The organism is Mesorhizobium album (assembly GCF_033977205.1).
Lineage (GTDB): Bacteria > Pseudomonadota > Alphaproteobacteria > Rhizobiales > Rhizobiaceae > Mesorhizobium > Mesorhizobium album.
This window is the reverse complement of record NZ_JAVIIW010000080.1, coordinates 1-14,687: the sequence shown is the minus strand read 5'-3', so window position 1 is coordinate 14,687 and position 14,687 is coordinate 1. Positions and strand designations below refer to the sequence as shown.

Here is a 14,687-nt window from a genome sequence, read left to right as displayed (position 1 = left end):
GCGGCAGCGCTTCCCAGTCGATCTCGTTGAAGCGCACGCAGCGCGAGAAATGGCCCTCGTGCCCTTCGACCGCGATCATTCGCCGCGCCGAAAAGGCCGCGCCCCTCTTGACCGGCACCGAAAACGGCGAAATCAATCATCCATGAACGCAACAAGGCACCCGAGGACCGTCGCCGCCAATCTGTCCGGGACTTAGTGAAACGACTGTCCGCGACTTAGCGGAATCTCCGTCCGGCTTTTGCGAAATGCGCACTTTCGGTCCGGGCTAAAATTCAGAGACGGCAGCAGGGTTCTAGACAGAGGCCGGCGGGACAGCGCCCCCCTCTGTCCTGCCGGACATCTCCCCCACAAGGGGGGAGATTGGCAGCTTCGGCGCCTCGTTCCTCCTGCAAACGTTGGTGGTTGGCGAAAGCCGGCGCGACGCCTGATCTCCCCCCAAGTGGGGGAGATGGCCGGCAGGCCAGAGGAGGGCGCGAAGGAACGCCAGCCTTCGCAAATGGCTTCTCGCCGTGTGCCCCTCACATGTCGATCATCGACCGCTTCACCCGCCCAATGATGGAGATCGCGCCTTCGAGCTCCGGCGGCGGGATGTCGAGATAGGAAGCCGGCTGGAACGGCGGGTTGTCGTTCGGACGGTAGCGCTTGTAGGTGGCGCGGCCGGTCTCGTCGGCGATCACGTAGCAGCCATTGGTCACCAGCCGCTTGTCGCGCAGATTGACGAAGATGATCGAATCCGGCGGCGAGATCTTGTTCATCGACGGCCCGTCGACGCGCAGCGCAATCCACTCGCCTTCCTCGAGGTCGGCGGTCGGAATGGTCGGATAGTCGAGGAGGTTGACCACGCTGTCCTGGCTGCCGAGCTCGCCGGCGCTGATCCATGACACGATCGGCACGTCGATGGTGACGGGCGAGGCGGCAAGGTGCACTGGCGCGGCTTCCCCGCCGTCGCCCCCCAAACCACCATCGAACAGCAGCCAGCCGGGGTCGACGTTAAACAGCCGGCCGTATTTCTCCGCCGCCTTGCGCGACAGCGGCCGGTTGCCGTTCTCGTGGCTGATGAGGGTGTTCTTGTTGATGTCGCGCAACGCCCGCGCCGCATCGCTGGGCGTGGCATAGCCGGCCTGGGCGCGCGCCTGCTGCAATCTGTGCCGAGAATCCATCATCGTACAAAATGCCTGAAAATTATCGTGCAAAGCGTACGATTTCGCTTGCGTGCGTTTCGTACATAACGTACGCTTAGCGCGTGAATGAACATACCGCAAGCATTTCCGCATTGCCCGTGATTCCGGCGCTGCCCACCAGCATTGCCGCCTTGATCGACCGCTGGCAGAGCGTCGGCGCCTTCGCTGCCGATGTCGGCTGCGGTTACGAGGCTGCGCGCCAGATGCGCCGTCGCGGCCGCATCGCGCCGCAGCACTGGCCGCATGTGGTGGCGGCAAGCCGCAGGCGTGGCATTGCCGGCGTCAGCCACGAATGGCTGGCCGGCCGCGTTGCCTCCCCGCTAGGGGCGGCCGCAATACCAGGGGAGGCGGCATTTTGCGGCCGCGCATGAGCCGATCGGCTACGTCGCGATCGCCGGCAAGGGGCTGGACGAGGCGGCGCTCGCCCGCCTTGCCGGCTGCACGGAAGCGGAGCTTGGCAGGCTGGTTGCTGAGCTCGAGCAGAACCGCGTCTTCTCGCGCGATCGCCAAGGCCGCATCTATTCCAGGCGCATGATCGCGGATGCGCGCAAGGCGCGTGCGGTGCGCCGCAACGGCCTCAAGGGGGGCAACCCAAGCCTTTCTAAAGAAAGGGCTTTTTCGCGCTTGGATAAGGGGTGGGTTAAGGCAGGGGATAAGCGGGAGGATAAGCCCCAGAGTCCAGAAGCCATAAATCCAGGGGCCATAGATCCATCGGGAGAAAACCCCCTGGCGTTTTCTTCCCGGGCTGCCGCTCCGCGGGAAAAGAACAGAAAAGCTTTTTCGGACCGCTCAGCCGCGTCGGGACAGAACTGGCATCGCCGCAAGACCCATGTCGATGCCGCCAACGCAATCATCGAGGAGATCAATGACCGCAGCCGAATTGCAGCAGGCGGCGAAAGCACTGGCCGCGATGTTCAGTTGCTTCCCGCAATCCGCCCCCGCTGACGTCGAGATGCAGCTGCGCGGCTATCTGGCCGCCGTGCAGGATGCCGACCTCTGCGACGTGCAGGCCGCGATCCAGCGCTTCATCCGCGGCGAGGCGAAGGTCGACAACGCCCAGTTCTGCCCCTCGAGCGCGCAGCTTTCGATCGAGGTGCGGGAACGAAGGCTGATGCGGGAGCTGATCGCGAAGCGCGCGCTCCTTTCCTCGCCCCCGCAACGCGGGGGGGAGGTGGCGCGGCACAGCCGCGACGGAGCGGGGGAGTGCCGTCAACAGTGATCGTCAGGTCGGCGCCAGGCACCCCCCCTCTGGCCTGCCGGCTTTCGTCGCTCGGAAAGCCAAGCAGTTGGCTTTCCGTCCGCTGCGCGGACCGCTCCTCAACCCCCTCAAGGGGGGAGATTGGCAGCTTCGCCGGAGACGCTTTTCCTGCAGCGTCGGTGATTGGCGAAAGCCGCGAAGAGATTGATCTCCCCCTTGAGGGAGATGTCCGGCAGGACAGAAGGGGTGCTGTCCCGCCAACTTCTCCAATTACTAACTCTCAACCCAAGGAACACCCATGCCCCGCAAGCCCGCCAAGAAACCGCAACCTCCAAAGCTCCCGAAAGGCGAGGCCGAGCAGGTGCGCGTCCGCCGCGAGATCGGCCATGATTTCGCGCTGAAGCAGGACCGTTTCGGCCGCCAGCGCCTCACCCCCGGCACCGCCGAGGCGCGGTGCGTCTACGAGGTCTCGAACGGCGGCTACACCTCCACCGGCGGCATCGTGCGCCTGCGCAATGTCGATCCGCTCGTCGGCATCACCTCGCTGACCCGCCAGCAGCGCGAGGCCGGCCAACGCTTTCGCGACGATTTCGAACGCGCCCAGCGCGAAGGCCTGCAGCCGCAGTCCTGGAGCGAACGCGTCGATGGCGGCCGTGTCGGCGGCGGCATCCCCGACCGCGTCCTCTCAGCCGGCCGCGCCCATGCCCAAGCCGCAGCCGCGATTGCCCATTGGGAAGTGGCCGAGGTGGTGCGAAAAATCTGCCTCGAAGGCCAGTCGGCGAAGGCCATCGCCGAACGCACCGGCGACGGGCGCGACGTAGTGGTGAAGCTGCTGAAGGTCGGGCTGGATCTGCTGGCGGTGCACTACGGGATGATGATGGGCAGGAAGGTGGGGTGAGGAGGAAGCGCTGTGCCTATCTTGCTCCGGATCGAAAGCCACTTATGTGACTATGCAAGTGGAGTGGCTGAATGCGTCTCGTTAGCTTTTTCTCGGTGCAATATTGATGATGGTCGGTATCGCCATAGCAACCGCGGCTCTGTTTAGCGCCCATCCTATTCTCAACACTGGTTTGTTCCTGGTATTGCTGTTTGCCATTGCGGTGATCCTGGCAAACTTGAGGCCGCACCGGCATCGTTGAGCACGCGCGACCGTCTTGAATGCCAAATCGCAGACCTCGGCGCTGCCCCTCATCCGCCTGCCGGCACCTTCTCCCCGTATAGTGACGGGGAGAAGGGGCTGGCCGCGACGCCGGCGCCTATTCTGCCGCGTTGAAAATTGGCGAAGGCGACGATGACAGCGTCTTTCTCCCCGTCACTATACGGGGAGAAATGCCCGGCAGGGCAATGAGGGGCGGCGCCGACCGACGCGGTTACGCGTGCTTTGCGTGACGCGGTTTGAGCAGCGGACCTCAAGTGCCTTTCTTCAGCGGCTTTGGCTCTTCGGCGTCAGGTGCTGGCTCCCACCCAAACACACTCCTTCCCCCCAGCAAATGCGACTGGTCCATCTCGCCGGCCACAATCTCCTTCAGGCTCGGCCCCGTGACAAACCGCTCCATCCGCCGTGACTCCCCATCCAGCCGCTTGAGCGCCTGCAGTTCCTCCTCCCGCCCGAGCCTTGCCTTGCTCACCGCCGATTTCAGCACCGAGATCGTCTCGTCATAGACTTTTAGCGGCACGGGGAAGGGGTGGCGGTCCTTGCCGCCGTGGGCGAGCGAGAAGCGCGCCGGGTCGGAGAAGCGGTAGGGCGCGCCGTGCACCAATTCGGACACCATGGCCAAGGCCCGCACCGTGCGCGGGCCGACGCCGGGCACCAGCAGCAGTTCGGGAAAATCCTTCGGCCCGCTTTCGATGGCCGCGGAAATATTGCCGTGCAGGCGGCGCATGACGATGTCGCTCTCGCGCACGTCGTGATGCGCGGGCATGACGAGGTTGGGCAGCATCGGCTGCGCGGCAGGCTCCGGTTCGGGCTGCGGCTCCAGCACGGCAAGCTCGGTCAGGATCTTTTCCGGGCTCATGGTTTTCAAAAGCTGGATTTGGCTTCCACGCGCTTTTTCCGCGCGATGGTCGGTGAGGTTGACGATCTCGCCCTGCGTCTCGCCCTCGATCGCCGCGTGCGGCTGGTCGACGAAGCTGGTCAGCCCTTCCGACAGCCAATGGTAGCGGCGCGCCTGGCGGGCGTCGCCGTTCATGCCCTGCTGCACCACCACCCAGCGCTCGTCATCGGTGACGATGAAGCCGTGCAGGTAAAGGTCGTAGCCGTCCTGCACAGCAGCGCTGTCCACCTTGGCGACGAGGCGGCTGGCGGTGGCAAGGGCATCGCCGTCGAGGCCGACGCGGTCGCCGATGGTGATGAGCTCGCCCGGCGTCTTGCGCGAATGCGCGCCGCGCCCGCCGCAGACATGGATGCCAAGCTCGCCGGCCATCGGGTTCAGCCCGCGCTTCAGCGCGCCGATGACGGAGGTGGTGATGCCGGAGGAATGCCAGTCCATGCCCATCACGGCGCCGAAGGACTGGAACCAGAAGGGATGCGCGAGACGCCTGAGCAGCTCGTCGCGGCCGTAATGGTGGATGATGGCTTCGCACAGCACCGCGCCGAGCTTCGTCATCCGATCGCCCAGCCATTTCGGGACCCGCCCGCCATGCAGCGGCAGGTCGGCGCTGCCGCTTCGCTGCGTCACGTGTTGGTCTCCATGAATGCCGGCTTTCTACATGGCATGTTGCGAGGGATTTGCAAGGCGCTGAAGCTGCCAATCTCCCCCTTGGGGGCCCTTGGGGGGAGATGCCCGGTCCACCCTCCGCAGCTGCCGCGGAGGACGGGCAGGGCAGAGGGGGCCGCTATCCCGCCAACGTCTGAGTTTTCCGGGTGTCTCACTTCCTCCGGCGGCATCCGTCGCAGGACCAGGACCGATAAAGTCGCGATCCTTCGCGCCCCCCTCTGTCCTGCCGGACATCTCCCCACTTGGGGGGAGATTGGCCAATCGCCAGCGGCGGCCTGCTACGCGTCCTGCCTAGTACCTGTAATAGTACCGATGGTGGTGCCTATGATGGTACCGATGGTGGTGCCTGAAATAGTGGTACCGGTAGTAGTAGCTATGGTACCGGTAGCGCGGATAGGGGACCACGTAGCCGGGATAATAGCCGTCGTAGTAGCGCGGGCCGTAATAGGGGCCGCCATAGCCGTAAAATGGGCCACCGTAGAACGGGCCGCCGTAGAACGGGGCGCCGTAGAACGGGCTGAAGCCGAACGGACCGAGGCCGAAGAATCCGTGCGCATCCGCCGGAGCGATCGTGGCTACCGCGGAGGCAACGGCGATCACCGAGGCAAGTAGAAGTTTTCTCATGGCAACCTCCTCCTGAAGGTCGATCATCAGACAAACGCGTCGCAAGGAGCCCACGTTCCCGATCGCTGACATTGGCCGCGCAAAAGTGGAGTGCAGTAGTGCCAGTCTGCCGATCGATCGGGAGCTCTCGGTCGCTGCCCGCTTCGCCAGCTGTCAATGACAGCAGTCAGGCATCTCAGCCCGGCTCAGTAGCCGCAGACGCGTATTCCCCGCCTGACCCAGTGGTGGTGGATCCGGTGCCTCACCACCTCGACCCGGCAGTCCCGGTCGCGATTGGGCACCGCAAAGCTGCCATAGCCGCGCTTGTAGCCGGGGCCGATATACGTGTCGTAATAGGGGCCGCCGTAATACGGGCCGTAGAAGGGATACTCGCCATAACTGTCGTAGAAGTCGCCAAAGGGGCCGAAACCGAAATAGCCGCTGCCAAGGCCGAAGAACACATGCGCGTCCGCCGGCGCGACAGCGACCGCGGCCGCAGCGAGGGCGATCGCGGAAGCGAAGATAAGCTTTTTCATGGCAACCTCCTCCTGAAGGTTCCTCATGACAACGCGTGCCCAGCCGAAAGGCTTCCAGGCGCGGCTACGCTCGGCGCTGCAACTTCGCTGAGTCACGTGTTTTGTTGGTTGTGGATGCCGGCCTTGCAGGCGGCATTTTGCAAGGTGGGCGATTAGCCGATCTCCCCACAAGGGGGAGATTGGCCATCGCCGCCCGCTTCGCTAATTGCAAACACCAGCTGACGACCCTCAAGGGGGCAATTAGCCAATCGCCAGCTCAGTACCTGCAGATGCGAATTGCCCGGTAGTGCCAGTGATGCCGCACATATTCGACGTGGCATCGCCTGTGATACCGGAGGTAGTAGTGGTGCCGATAATAGTAGTGCGGCCGGTAATAGTAGTGTTGCCGGTAGTAATAGTGCGGCCTGTAGCTGTAATATTCACCGTAATACGGGCGATAGTAGCGATGGGCATAATAGTCGCCGTAATAGGGTCCGTAGTCGTCGTAATAGTCGTTGTATCCGTCACCGATGCCGATCCCGAACTCGAGACGGCCGGCATTGGCCGGGCCGGTCACAGCGGCCGCCGAAGCAATGGCTATGACGGAGGCGAGCAGGAGCCTTTTCATGACTACCTCCTTGAGGGTTGATCACCTCATAAACGCGTCGGAGGCAGTCTATGTTCCCAATCGCTAATACTCGCGCCCATCGCGGGGAGATGGGGGACGACGAAGCGCGTGATCTCCCCCAAGGGGGAGATCAGCTAGTCGCCCGCCTTGCAAATCTGTTGCAAGGGGGAGATTGGCCGTCGCAGACGACTTCGCTAGACAGCCGGTTAGTCGCAGACGCGCACTTCTTCCACCACGCGGTGGTGATGGCGCCAGTGCTTCACGAGCTCGATCCGGCAATCATCGCGATAAGACCGGCTATGATAACGAACCACATAGCGATCGCTGTAGGGAGCGTAGTAGTCGTCATCATAGACGTGTCGGTAATAGCGATGAGGGTAATACCCGCCATAGTAGTCTCCGTAATCGTAGCCGGGACCCACGCCGATACCGAACTCGACGCTGCCGGCGCTGGCCGGCGCAATCGCAAACGCCGAGGCGATGGCGATCATCGAAGCAAACAGAAGCTTTTTCATCGCTGCCTCCTCTTTTCGGTGGATGCCCCTTCGGTGGGTAAACGGTTTCGAGGTGGGCGGCGTTCCCGAGAAAATGCGGCTTACCCTATTCACACGGGAGGAGATAAGGCGCTGTGCCCGTCGCACGGTGTCGCGATATCGCGGTCACAGCCTGGCGCCATCCGCTATCACGCACCCAGCCAATCCGGGCGCTATCGAAGGAGCCACCAATGACCAAACAGACCATTCTCAAATTCGGCGCCGTTGACCATGCCGAGGCAGGTGACCTGCCAGGGTGGATCGTCGTCGAGGGCAGGCCGACCATGCAGACCGCGGTCCAGCACACCACCGAGGACGGCAAGGTGATGTCGGGCACCTGGCGTGCGACGCCCGGCACCTACCATGCCACCTACACCGACTACGAGTTCGTGCACATGATCGCCGGCCGCATCATCATCACGCCGGATGGCGGCGAGCCGGTCGAGGTCGGCCCCGGCGACGCCTTCGTGGTCGAGGCGGATTTCAAAGGCACCTGGCAGATCCTCGAGCCGGTGACCAAGCATTTCGTGGTCGTAGTGGGGTGAGGCGCCATCGCCGACGCTGCCGATCTCCCTCTTGTGGGACCCCGCAAGGGGAAGATCACGCGCTCCAGGCCCCCGCCTATCTCCCCACCTTCGAAATCACCCTTTTCTCCACCTCCGGCTCCAGCGATTCCGCGAACGGCGTGGCCAGATGGTGCTGGTCGCGGAAGGCGAGCTGGCCGTTGATGAAGACGTGGCACGTCGTGGCGTTGCAGAAGCGGTCGGTGAGGTCGACATAGGAAGCGTTGGGCACGCTGTCGACGATCTCGCGTTCCACCTTGGCCATGGCGTCGTTGGCGGCATAGTCGCGCGTCTGGTCGCAGAGCGAGGGCTTCTTGTCGCGCCACAGCGCGCGCGCCACGCAGGTGTCGACATTCTCGTCGTTGAACGGCACGTCGCGGATGAAGGCGATCTTCAGCCCGGCCTTGCTCAAGGCCGTCAGCGTTGAGCGCAAGCCGGCCCGCCATTCGGCATCCGGCGTGTCCGGCTGGCTCTTGCCTGCCGCCATCTTGCGCGAGGAGGTGAGCGTAATTTCCGAGATTACCACCAGCGCCGGCTTCGCCGCGATGATCTCCTTGATCGCCTGGTTGCGCCATTGGTCGCATTCGCTGTAGTCGCGTTTCAGCCTCGCGACCCAATAGCTGAAGCGCGAGGCCCGGCATGCGCTCTTCAGCCAGGTTTCCACGCGGTAGCCGTTCTTCTCCGCCGCCTGGATCAGCGGCGTCGACCAATGGTCAGCGTGGGAATCGCCGAACAGTGCGATCGTGCGCCGACCGGTTCCGAACACGCAGGGTTTCGGCGTCACCGGCTCGTAGCTTTGCACGCACGCCTTGGCGCGCGCCGTGGAAGGCTTGGCAGCGCTGGCCGCGATGCTGCGCTGCTCCGGGTCGAGATCATGCAAGGCGAACCTGGCATTGCCATAGGCGACTGCGACGCCGGTGCCGGTCAGGAGGAGGGCCGGCACCAGCGCCCGCGCCGCATTGGCCATCAGCCAGCCGTTGCGACGGATGGGGTTCTCGATGAGGTGGTAGCTGAGGGCCGAAAGCGCCAGCGTCAGCCCAAGGCAAGCGAGGCGCTGGGCGAGCGTGAACTCATCCACCAGCATGCCGGCATAGACGATGACCGGCCAGTGCCAGAGATAGAGCGAATAGGAAAGCTTGCCGATCCACTGCAAGGGCGGCAGCGCCAGGGCGGCATTCACGCCGACCCTGGCGCCGGCCGCGCCCGCCAGCAGCAGAAGGACCGTGCCGGCCACCGGCAAAAGCGCCAGGAAGCCGGGGAAGGGAGCGTCCTCGCTGAAGGTGAGGTAGGCAAAGGCGATCATCGCCAGTCCGGTCAGGCCGAGCGCCCAGCCCAGCCGCGGACGGTTCTGCAGCAGCCACGCCGGCGCCATCGAGGCCAGCCCGCCTGCGGCGAACTCCCAGGCGCGCAGCGGCGAGAAATAGAAGGCCCAGGGTTGCGACACGGTGGTGAGCCAGGCGCAGACCGCGAAGGAGACGAGCCCGGCAATCCCCATCGCAAGCACGATCGTGCGTTTGCCGGGCCTGAGCCAGGCCGCCAGCATCAGGAGCGCCGGCCAGGCGAGGTAGAACTGCTCCTCCACCGACAGCGACCAGTAATGGATGAAGGGATTGTTGGCGGCGTCATTGGCGAAATAGTCGAACGACCAGCGGATCAGCCACAGGTTGATGATATAGGCCGACGCCCACATCGCGCCCTTGGAATAGAGCGCCTGCTCCTCCGGCGACAGGATCATTGCGCCGGCGACAAGCGTCGCGGCGATGACGAAGAGCGCCGCCGGCAAGAGCCTGCGCGCCCGCCGGGCATAGAAGCGCAGGAGATCGAGCCGGCCGGTCTCAGAAATCTCGGTGGCGAGATGGCGCGTGATCAGGTAGCCGGAGATGACGAAGAAGATGTCGACGCCGGCAAAGCCGCCAGGCAGCGCGGTCAGGCCGAAATGGAAGGCGACGACGCCCGCCACGGCAAGCGCGCGCAATCCCTCGATGTCTGGCCGGAAGTCCGGCGATGATGCTGACACGAAGACAGACCTCGCAACGGTCGTTCGTATCCCGCCTTGTGGCAAGCCTCGCGCCTATGCCTTCATACCGCAATGCAACAAATCTAACGCAGTGCAACATAACGGGAGATGGTGAGGGGTCGGATGGAGGGTTGGCGCGGCGCTGGGGATTGGCGAAAACCCGCATGATGTCCGATCTCCCCCACAAGGGGGAGATCGGCAGCTTCAGCGCCGGCGCCCCCAATCACGCCTTCTTCAAAAATTCCGTCTTCAGCACCAGGCCCTTCACCTGCTTGGTGTTGCATTCGATCTCGCCGGGATTGCCGGTGAGGCGGATGTTCTTCACCAGCGTGCCGCGCTTGATCGTCTCGGACGTGCCCTTCACCTTGAGGTCCTTGATCAGGGTCACGGAATCGCCATCCTTCAGCGGCGTGCCGTTGCTGTCTTTTACGATGGCATCTGTCATGGCGGTTCTTTCATCGGTTGGATGGCAATGCGTCCGCCTATCGCGCCGACGATGGCCTGGTCAAGCCAATCCAATCATCACCTCGGCCTCGATCTCGACCGCGAGATTGAAGGGCAGGGAGGCCACCCCGATGGCCGTGCGGGCGTGGCGGCCGACCTCCGGGCCGAAGACCTCGAGGATGAGATCGGAAAAGCCGTTCATCACCGCCGGCGTCTGGGTAAAGCCCGGCGCCGCGTTGATCATGCCGTGCACGCGGCACCAGCCGGTGATCCGGTCGAGGCTGCCGAGCTCGCGCTTGAGGCTGCCGAGCATCGACAGCCCGACCTTCCTGGCCGACACCCGCGCCTCTTCCAGCGACACGCTCTCACCGACCACGCCGAACGGCCCGGCGAGCGAGCCGTCCGGTTCCTGCGGCCCGTGGCCGGAGATATAGGCGCGCTCGCCGCGCACATTGACCCACGGAAAGGGCAGCACCATGCCCGGCGGAAGTTTCAGCGGCGGCGGCAGCACGATGCCGAGCGCGGCAAGCTTTTCGTCGGCACCCGGCATGGCACGGCCTCCCTCAAAGCCCGTCGCGCCGCGCCTTAATGGCGCCACGACGTGCCGAGCTTTCCGGTTCGCCGTCCTTTGGTCAAGCCCGTCTGCGGCCGACCAAGGATCGGCATGGCCCGCGCGACCGCAGCTGTGCGATCCACGCGGGCGGGCGCCTGCCCCCCGCGGGCGGCGCCAAGCCCGACCCTCAGGCTGGTCGGGTGGCTTGACCGTTCGGCTCTTGTCCTGCCGCTCCGGTCTCGCGCTATGTCGGCGGTGGGACCGCCGTGCGGCGCTCTCCAACCTGCGCTAGAAATGAATCCACAGTGCTGGCGGATAGGCCTGGCCCGGTTCGGCGGTCTTAGCCGTCAAGCCGGTCGAAGGCACGATGCCGCCGGTGGCTTTTTGATCGAGGAGCGGCTGGTGTTTCTCGGTGTTGCACCTTGTCTCTGTCGCCAGAACTTTTCTTTTCGCCTCCGCGCCTTGCGCAAAGGCAAGTGTGAAGAGAAGCGCCGATACCGCGGATAGCATGATTTTCATGACGGGGTTCCTCCCTCGGCTTGCCGCCTCGTCATTGCTTGAGACCGGACGCGTCGAGCAGGGCGACCTGCTTGCCGTCGATGTAGAAGCGTATCGCATGCGCCTCGTTGTCGATGGCGATGCGCGTCGGCTGAAGAGCCTGCGGCGCGGGCGCCTTGACATATTTCGACGGCAATCCTCCGGCCGGCGCGTTTGCAAAAAGCAGCGCCAGTGCGATGCATCCTGTGGCAAGCATGATGAGGGTCAATTTGGGAGAAGCGGTCATGTATTAGTCCTTCCTGATGAGGTGGCATTACGGTTCGGTGTTCCCAACGCACGATGCCGGGTTTCGCCGTTGCTCGAATTCGAGCGTGTCACCGCTCTACGAAGGAAGGGGAGCTACAGCCCCACATTCAGCGCGTTTTCCTGACGATCTGCCCCTTGCCAGTCGCGAGCTTAGCGCTGGTCGCTCACCCGAAAAGGGAGTAGATGCGGAACGCCGTGGAATTCTCTGGAATTCCCGGAATATTAGCGTGTGGAAATTGACGTGGTGAGGGGCGCGAAGGTGGTGGGATACCTTGCACGGCGGCCTTGCGAGGGAGCGTGAAAGCATGATCTTCGTTCGAACAAGGGGTCAGTCCCGATGCCATCGGGACGGAACAGGTGCAGCCGGATGGCACTGAATATCGCGCAGAAGCTACGACTGACTTCGGTCGTGCTGGGAACCGCCACCCGCAAGGACCTGGCGGCGGCGTTCCGCGCCGTCAACCCGAAGACGGCTTTCGATGTTGGCCGCGCCGACAAATGGCTGCAGGGCCGCGCCCAGCCCCGCGAGTATAGCGTCTATGACGATTGGGCGAAGGTGCTGCGCCTCGAACAGCCCGGCGCCTGGATCGCCGAAAGCGAGCTGCCGGCCTTCACCGCCGCGATCGCGACCCGCCACGGCATCGACAGCGCCGAGCTGGAGCGCCGCGCCGGCATGCACTTCGACGCCTCCGCGCATGACGGGCGCGGGCTCGGCTCCGGGCTTCCGGGGACCTATGCCTGCTATTCCTGCGCCTGGTCGCCCTATTATCGCGGCCAGCTTATCAAGGGCCGCCTGTCGATCGAGGCGGGGCCAGGCGCGCATGGGCTGACCGCCACCTATCGCGAGATATTGCCGACCGGGCAGTTGCAGTTCGGTGGCCCGGTCACGCCAGCAAAGCGCGGCCTCTATGTGCATCTGAAGGAGGCCGGCGGCGACACGCAGTTCTTCCTCTGCCTGTTCCCGCAGACGCAGCCGGTCAGCGTGCTCGGCGGCTATATGTGCGGCTCCGCCATCATCGGCCCGGAGGCGCAGCCGTCGATCACCAGGATCCTCCTGGTGCGCCTGCGCGATGCCGCGCCGGCCGCCGAGACATGGGGCGGCTACCTGCCGCCCGATGGCTCCATCGCCGCCGATCTCGCGAGCCTCGGCATTGTCATCGAGCATCCGGAAGCGGTCGACCGCCAGCTTGGCCAATTCCTCAGCGCCGACAGCGACGATGGCGCCAACCAGGTCCCGCCGGCCGAGTTCCGCTCCATCCTCGACGTGTTCGACCGCCACTGGCTGCAGCAGGCGGGATAAAAGGCAATTCCAGGAAAAGCGCAGCGGTTTTCCGTTCGCAATTGCGAAAAACCAATGCATGTCGCCCAAAAGCGGGCGGCGGTTTTGGCACAACGACATGCATCAGCGGAAGCGAGCCTTCCTGGCCGAAGCTTGACAGGGCGGCCGCATCGCGCTCACCTGCGCCGGTCGTTGACCCTGCGCAGGACCGGACGATGAAGAAGACCTACGAAAAGCCCCGGCTTGAAAAGCGCGGCAAGCTTTCGGCTCAGGCCGCGGCCGTACCGGCGTCCGGCTTCTCGTTCTGAGGTCTTCGCCGCACGGCTCCTTGCTTCGCCCATTCATTGACGAAGGAAGGGCTACCATCGGCTTGGTGCAGGGGAGCCCGGCCAGGAGCGGGCGGTGCACTTCGCAGGTGCCCGCCCGTCCGGCGCCGCCGCCAGCTGCTGAAACCCCGTCCGTCCCCAACAGCAACGGTCATGGCGTGACCAGTGATTGCGGAGTGCCATTGGCCGGGCCTGCTGTCAACGTCGGGGAAGGGGACGGCGAACGGCGCTTTTTTCTTCAGCGTAGAGCCGAAATCGAGCTGCCGCGATCGTGCCATTGCGCTTGCCGCGAGCCCGGAAAATGGCGGATTTCCGGGCTTTTCAACCATCCCTTTGGCCGGTACGGGCCTATAGGCCTATCCGGTTGAATAAGCTCGCCTTTCGCCGGCTGAGGTGTTTTTGATCCCCGGTTCTCAACCTGACTTTTTTTGGGGGTATTTTTGCAGCGCAGCATTGCACCGAAACTCTCCCTCGATAAAGGAGATTCACTCGCATCCGTGAATCGCTTCATGGTGCCCGCATGCAGGCGTGCTACTATGCGCAATGCGAGCGGGAGGCTGCGATGCGCTATCGGTTGCTCGAGGTTCTGGCCAGGCGCAAGTCCTGGCTGGATCGGCTGGCGCTTGGGCTGCTCATCTTCCTGGCGACGCTGATTGCCGCGCTGATGGGCGGCGCCAGCGCGTAAGGAGCGCAAAAGCGTGGCCAAGGGTTATTACCGTTTTCGCGAAAGCGGTAATAACTTCGACACAGCGCTGTTCCTACCGGCTACTCCCGGCTGGCTATTCCTGGCTGACCGGCACGCTGTAGCCGCGCAGGCCGGTTCCGTTGCCATTGCGGCAGGTCAGCTTTTGCCCCGGGCAATTGTCGCGGCGTGCGACGCGCAATAAGAGCCCAGCGGCGTCCTTCCCTGTGAGGACGGAGATTGGCGAAAACGGCGGAGCGCGCAAACTCCCCCTTGTGAGCGAGATGTCGCCGAAGGCAACACAGGGGGTGGCGAGGATCGCCGACCTATGCATGCACTTCGTCATCCTAGGGCGGAGCAAGGAGCGAAGCGACGCGGCGCAGACCCTAGGATCCATGCCGTGACGCTAAGGCGTTGCAACGGTTCAGAATTCTGCCCCGCTGCGCGCTTCGGCCAACGTCATGGCATGGATCCTCGAGTCAAGCCCGAGGATTGTTTGAGAAGGATCGGGTAGTTTGGCGGCCGGGACTGCAGGCCCATCACAGCCAGCAGTCCCGGCGGCAGGCGACCGTCCTAAGGTTCGGGCAGCACCCGACGTCATCATGGTCCCTGCCGTCTTTGTCCGCCATCGCTTGGAGAGTTGA

General features: G+C 64.1%; 19 protein-coding genes. 8 read left to right on the top strand and 11 right to left on the bottom strand.

The genetic code is table 11. The features are described from left to right. Positions 1-518: 518 nt before the first annotated feature. The gene (locus RFN28_RS33505) at positions 519-1,163 is read right to left on the bottom strand and encodes a LexA family transcriptional regulator (RefSeq protein ID WP_320291428.1); all 645 of its coding nucleotides are present in this window, start codon (positions 1,161-1,163) and stop codon (positions 519-521) included. Between the two features lie 80 nt (positions 1,164-1,243). Here RFN28_RS33505 and RFN28_RS33500 point away from each other — a divergent pair, with 80 nt between their 5' ends. The 3 genes from RFN28_RS33500 to RFN28_RS33490 all read left to right on the top strand — a co-directional run bounded on the left by RFN28_RS33500 (position 1,244) and on the right by RFN28_RS33490 (position 3,277). Further along, entirely contained in the window at positions 1,244-1,552 is a 309-nt protein-coding gene (locus RFN28_RS33500; protein ID WP_320291427.1) for a hypothetical protein, read from the top strand. Between the two features lie 494 nt (positions 1,553-2,046). After that, positions 2,047-2,400, top strand: coding sequence for a hypothetical protein (locus RFN28_RS33495; protein WP_320291426.1), 354 nt, complete (start codon positions 2,047-2,049; stop codon positions 2,398-2,400). A gap of 277 nt (positions 2,401-2,677) precedes the next feature. Beyond that, positions 2,678-3,277 carry a DUF6456 domain-containing protein gene (locus tag RFN28_RS33490; protein WP_320291424.1) on the top strand — a complete coding sequence of 200 codons (600 nt, stop codon included), beginning with the start codon at positions 2,678-2,680 and terminating at the stop codon, positions 3,275-3,277. A 511-nt stretch (positions 3,278-3,788) separates the two neighbouring features. On the opposite strand, the gene RFN28_RS33485 is transcribed toward RFN28_RS33490, so the two are convergent. From RFN28_RS33485 to RFN28_RS33465, 5 genes are all read right to left on the bottom strand, one after another. Then, a complete protein-coding gene (locus RFN28_RS33485) occupies positions 3,789-5,057 on the bottom strand; it encodes a DUF763 domain-containing protein (RefSeq protein ID WP_320291423.1) in 1,269 nt (422 codons plus the stop codon). Between the two features lie 330 nt (positions 5,058-5,387). Continuing rightward, on the bottom strand, positions 5,388-5,720 hold the full coding sequence (locus RFN28_RS33480; protein ID WP_320291422.1) for a hypothetical protein: 333 nt from the start codon (positions 5,718-5,720) through the stop codon (positions 5,388-5,390). 185 nt (positions 5,721-5,905) lie between these two features. Next, a complete protein-coding gene (locus RFN28_RS33475) occupies positions 5,906-6,235 on the bottom strand; it encodes a hypothetical protein (protein WP_320291420.1) in 330 nt (109 codons plus the stop codon). 256 nt (positions 6,236-6,491) lie between these two features. Beyond that, complete coding sequence (locus RFN28_RS33470) at positions 6,492-6,842, bottom strand: hypothetical protein (RefSeq protein WP_320291418.1); 351 nt, start codon at positions 6,840-6,842, stop codon at positions 6,492-6,494. Between the two features lie 206 nt (positions 6,843-7,048). Further along, entirely contained in the window at positions 7,049-7,357 is a 309-nt protein-coding gene (locus RFN28_RS33465; protein ID WP_320291417.1) for a hypothetical protein, read from the bottom strand. 209 nt (positions 7,358-7,566) lie between these two features. On the opposite strand from RFN28_RS33465, the gene RFN28_RS33460 reads away from it, so the two are divergent. Further along, entirely contained in the window at positions 7,567-7,920 is a 354-nt protein-coding gene (locus RFN28_RS33460) for a cupin domain-containing protein (protein ID WP_320291416.1), read from the top strand. A gap of 76 nt (positions 7,921-7,996) precedes the next feature. On the opposite strand, the gene RFN28_RS33455 is transcribed toward RFN28_RS33460, so the two are convergent. The 5 genes from RFN28_RS33455 to RFN28_RS33435 form a co-directional block, all read right to left on the bottom strand. Beyond that, positions 7,997-9,955 carry an acyltransferase family protein gene (locus RFN28_RS33455; protein WP_320291415.1) on the bottom strand — a complete coding sequence of 653 codons (1,959 nt, stop codon included), beginning with the start codon at positions 9,953-9,955 and terminating at the stop codon, positions 7,997-7,999. Between the two features lie 223 nt (positions 9,956-10,178). Beyond that, on the bottom strand, positions 10,179-10,400 hold the full coding sequence (locus tag RFN28_RS33450) for an alkylphosphonate utilization protein (RefSeq protein WP_126094618.1): 222 nt from the start codon (positions 10,398-10,400) through the stop codon (positions 10,179-10,181). Between the two features lie 60 nt (positions 10,401-10,460). After that, entirely contained in the window at positions 10,461-10,949 is a 489-nt protein-coding gene (locus RFN28_RS33445) for a RidA family protein (RefSeq protein ID WP_320291414.1), read from the bottom strand. A 291-nt stretch (positions 10,950-11,240) separates the two neighbouring features. Then, the gene (locus tag RFN28_RS33440) at positions 11,241-11,471 is read right to left on the bottom strand and encodes a hypothetical protein (RefSeq protein ID WP_320291413.1); all 231 of its coding nucleotides are present in this window, start codon (positions 11,469-11,471) and stop codon (positions 11,241-11,243) included. Positions 11,472-11,502: 31 nt separating this feature from the next. After that, positions 11,503-11,736: a hypothetical protein gene (locus tag RFN28_RS33435; RefSeq protein WP_320291412.1), complete on the bottom strand. Its 234-nt coding sequence runs from the start codon at positions 11,734-11,736 to the stop codon at positions 11,503-11,505. A 387-nt stretch (positions 11,737-12,123) separates the two neighbouring features. Here RFN28_RS33435 and RFN28_RS33430 point away from each other — a divergent pair, with 387 nt between their 5' ends. The 4 genes from RFN28_RS33430 (at position 12,124) to RFN28_RS33415 (ending at position 14,248) form a co-directional block, all read left to right on the top strand. Then, entirely contained in the window at positions 12,124-13,056 is a 933-nt protein-coding gene (locus RFN28_RS33430; RefSeq protein ID WP_320291410.1) for a hypothetical protein, read from the top strand. Between the two features lie 194 nt (positions 13,057-13,250). Then, positions 13,251-13,343, top strand: a complete 93-nt coding sequence (locus RFN28_RS33425) for a putative RiPP precursor (RefSeq protein WP_320291409.1) — start codon at positions 13,251-13,253, stop codon at positions 13,341-13,343. 580 nt (positions 13,344-13,923) lie between these two features. Then, complete coding sequence (locus RFN28_RS33420; RefSeq protein WP_320291408.1) at positions 13,924-14,046, top strand: hypothetical protein; 123 nt, start codon at positions 13,924-13,926, stop codon at positions 14,044-14,046. Between the two features lie 13 nt (positions 14,047-14,059). Continuing rightward, the gene (locus tag RFN28_RS33415) at positions 14,060-14,248 is read left to right on the top strand and encodes a hypothetical protein (RefSeq protein ID WP_320291407.1); all 189 of its coding nucleotides are present in this window, start codon (positions 14,060-14,062) and stop codon (positions 14,246-14,248) included. Positions 14,249-14,687 lie beyond the last annotated feature (439 nt).

Excerpts from the sequence above, each read along its gene's own strand:
- RFN28_RS33505 (WP_320291428.1), bottom strand. The coding sequence starts at position 1,163 with ATGATGGATTCTCGGCACAGATTGCAGCAGGCGCGCGCCCAGGCCGGC.
- RFN28_RS33495 (WP_320291426.1), top strand. The coding sequence starts at position 2,047 with ATGACCGCAGCCGAATTGCAGCAGGCGGCGAAAGCACTGGCCGCGATG.
- RFN28_RS33490 (WP_320291424.1), top strand. The coding sequence starts at position 2,678 with ATGCCCCGCAAGCCCGCCAAGAAACCGCAACCTCCAAAGCTCCCGAAA.
- RFN28_RS33480 (WP_320291422.1), bottom strand. The coding sequence starts at position 5,720 with ATGAGAAAACTTCTACTTGCCTCGGTGATCGCCGTTGCCTCCGCGGTA.
- RFN28_RS33475 (WP_320291420.1), bottom strand. The coding sequence starts at position 6,235 with ATGAAAAAGCTTATCTTCGCTTCCGCGATCGCCCTCGCTGCGGCCGCG.
- RFN28_RS33470 (WP_320291418.1), bottom strand. The coding sequence starts at position 6,842 with ATGAAAAGGCTCCTGCTCGCCTCCGTCATAGCCATTGCTTCGGCGGCC.
- RFN28_RS33465 (WP_320291417.1), bottom strand. The coding sequence starts at position 7,357 with ATGAAAAAGCTTCTGTTTGCTTCGATGATCGCCATCGCCTCGGCGTTT.
- RFN28_RS33460 (WP_320291416.1), top strand. The coding sequence starts at position 7,567 with ATGACCAAACAGACCATTCTCAAATTCGGCGCCGTTGACCATGCCGAG.
- RFN28_RS33450 (WP_126094618.1), bottom strand. The coding sequence starts at position 10,400 with ATGACAGATGCCATCGTAAAAGACAGCAACGGCACGCCGCTGAAGGAT.
- RFN28_RS33445 (WP_320291414.1), bottom strand. The coding sequence starts at position 10,949 with ATGCCGGGTGCCGACGAAAAGCTTGCCGCGCTCGGCATCGTGCTGCCG.
- RFN28_RS33440 (WP_320291413.1), bottom strand. The coding sequence starts at position 11,471 with ATGAAAATCATGCTATCCGCGGTATCGGCGCTTCTCTTCACACTTGCC.
- RFN28_RS33435 (WP_320291412.1), bottom strand. The coding sequence starts at position 11,736 with ATGACCGCTTCTCCCAAATTGACCCTCATCATGCTTGCCACAGGATGC.
- RFN28_RS33430 (WP_320291410.1), top strand. The coding sequence starts at position 12,124 with ATGGCACTGAATATCGCGCAGAAGCTACGACTGACTTCGGTCGTGCTG.
- RFN28_RS33425 (WP_320291409.1), top strand. The coding sequence starts at position 13,251 with ATGAAGAAGACCTACGAAAAGCCCCGGCTTGAAAAGCGCGGCAAGCTT.
- RFN28_RS33420 (WP_320291408.1), top strand. The coding sequence starts at position 13,924 with ATGCGCTATCGGTTGCTCGAGGTTCTGGCCAGGCGCAAGTCCTGGCTG.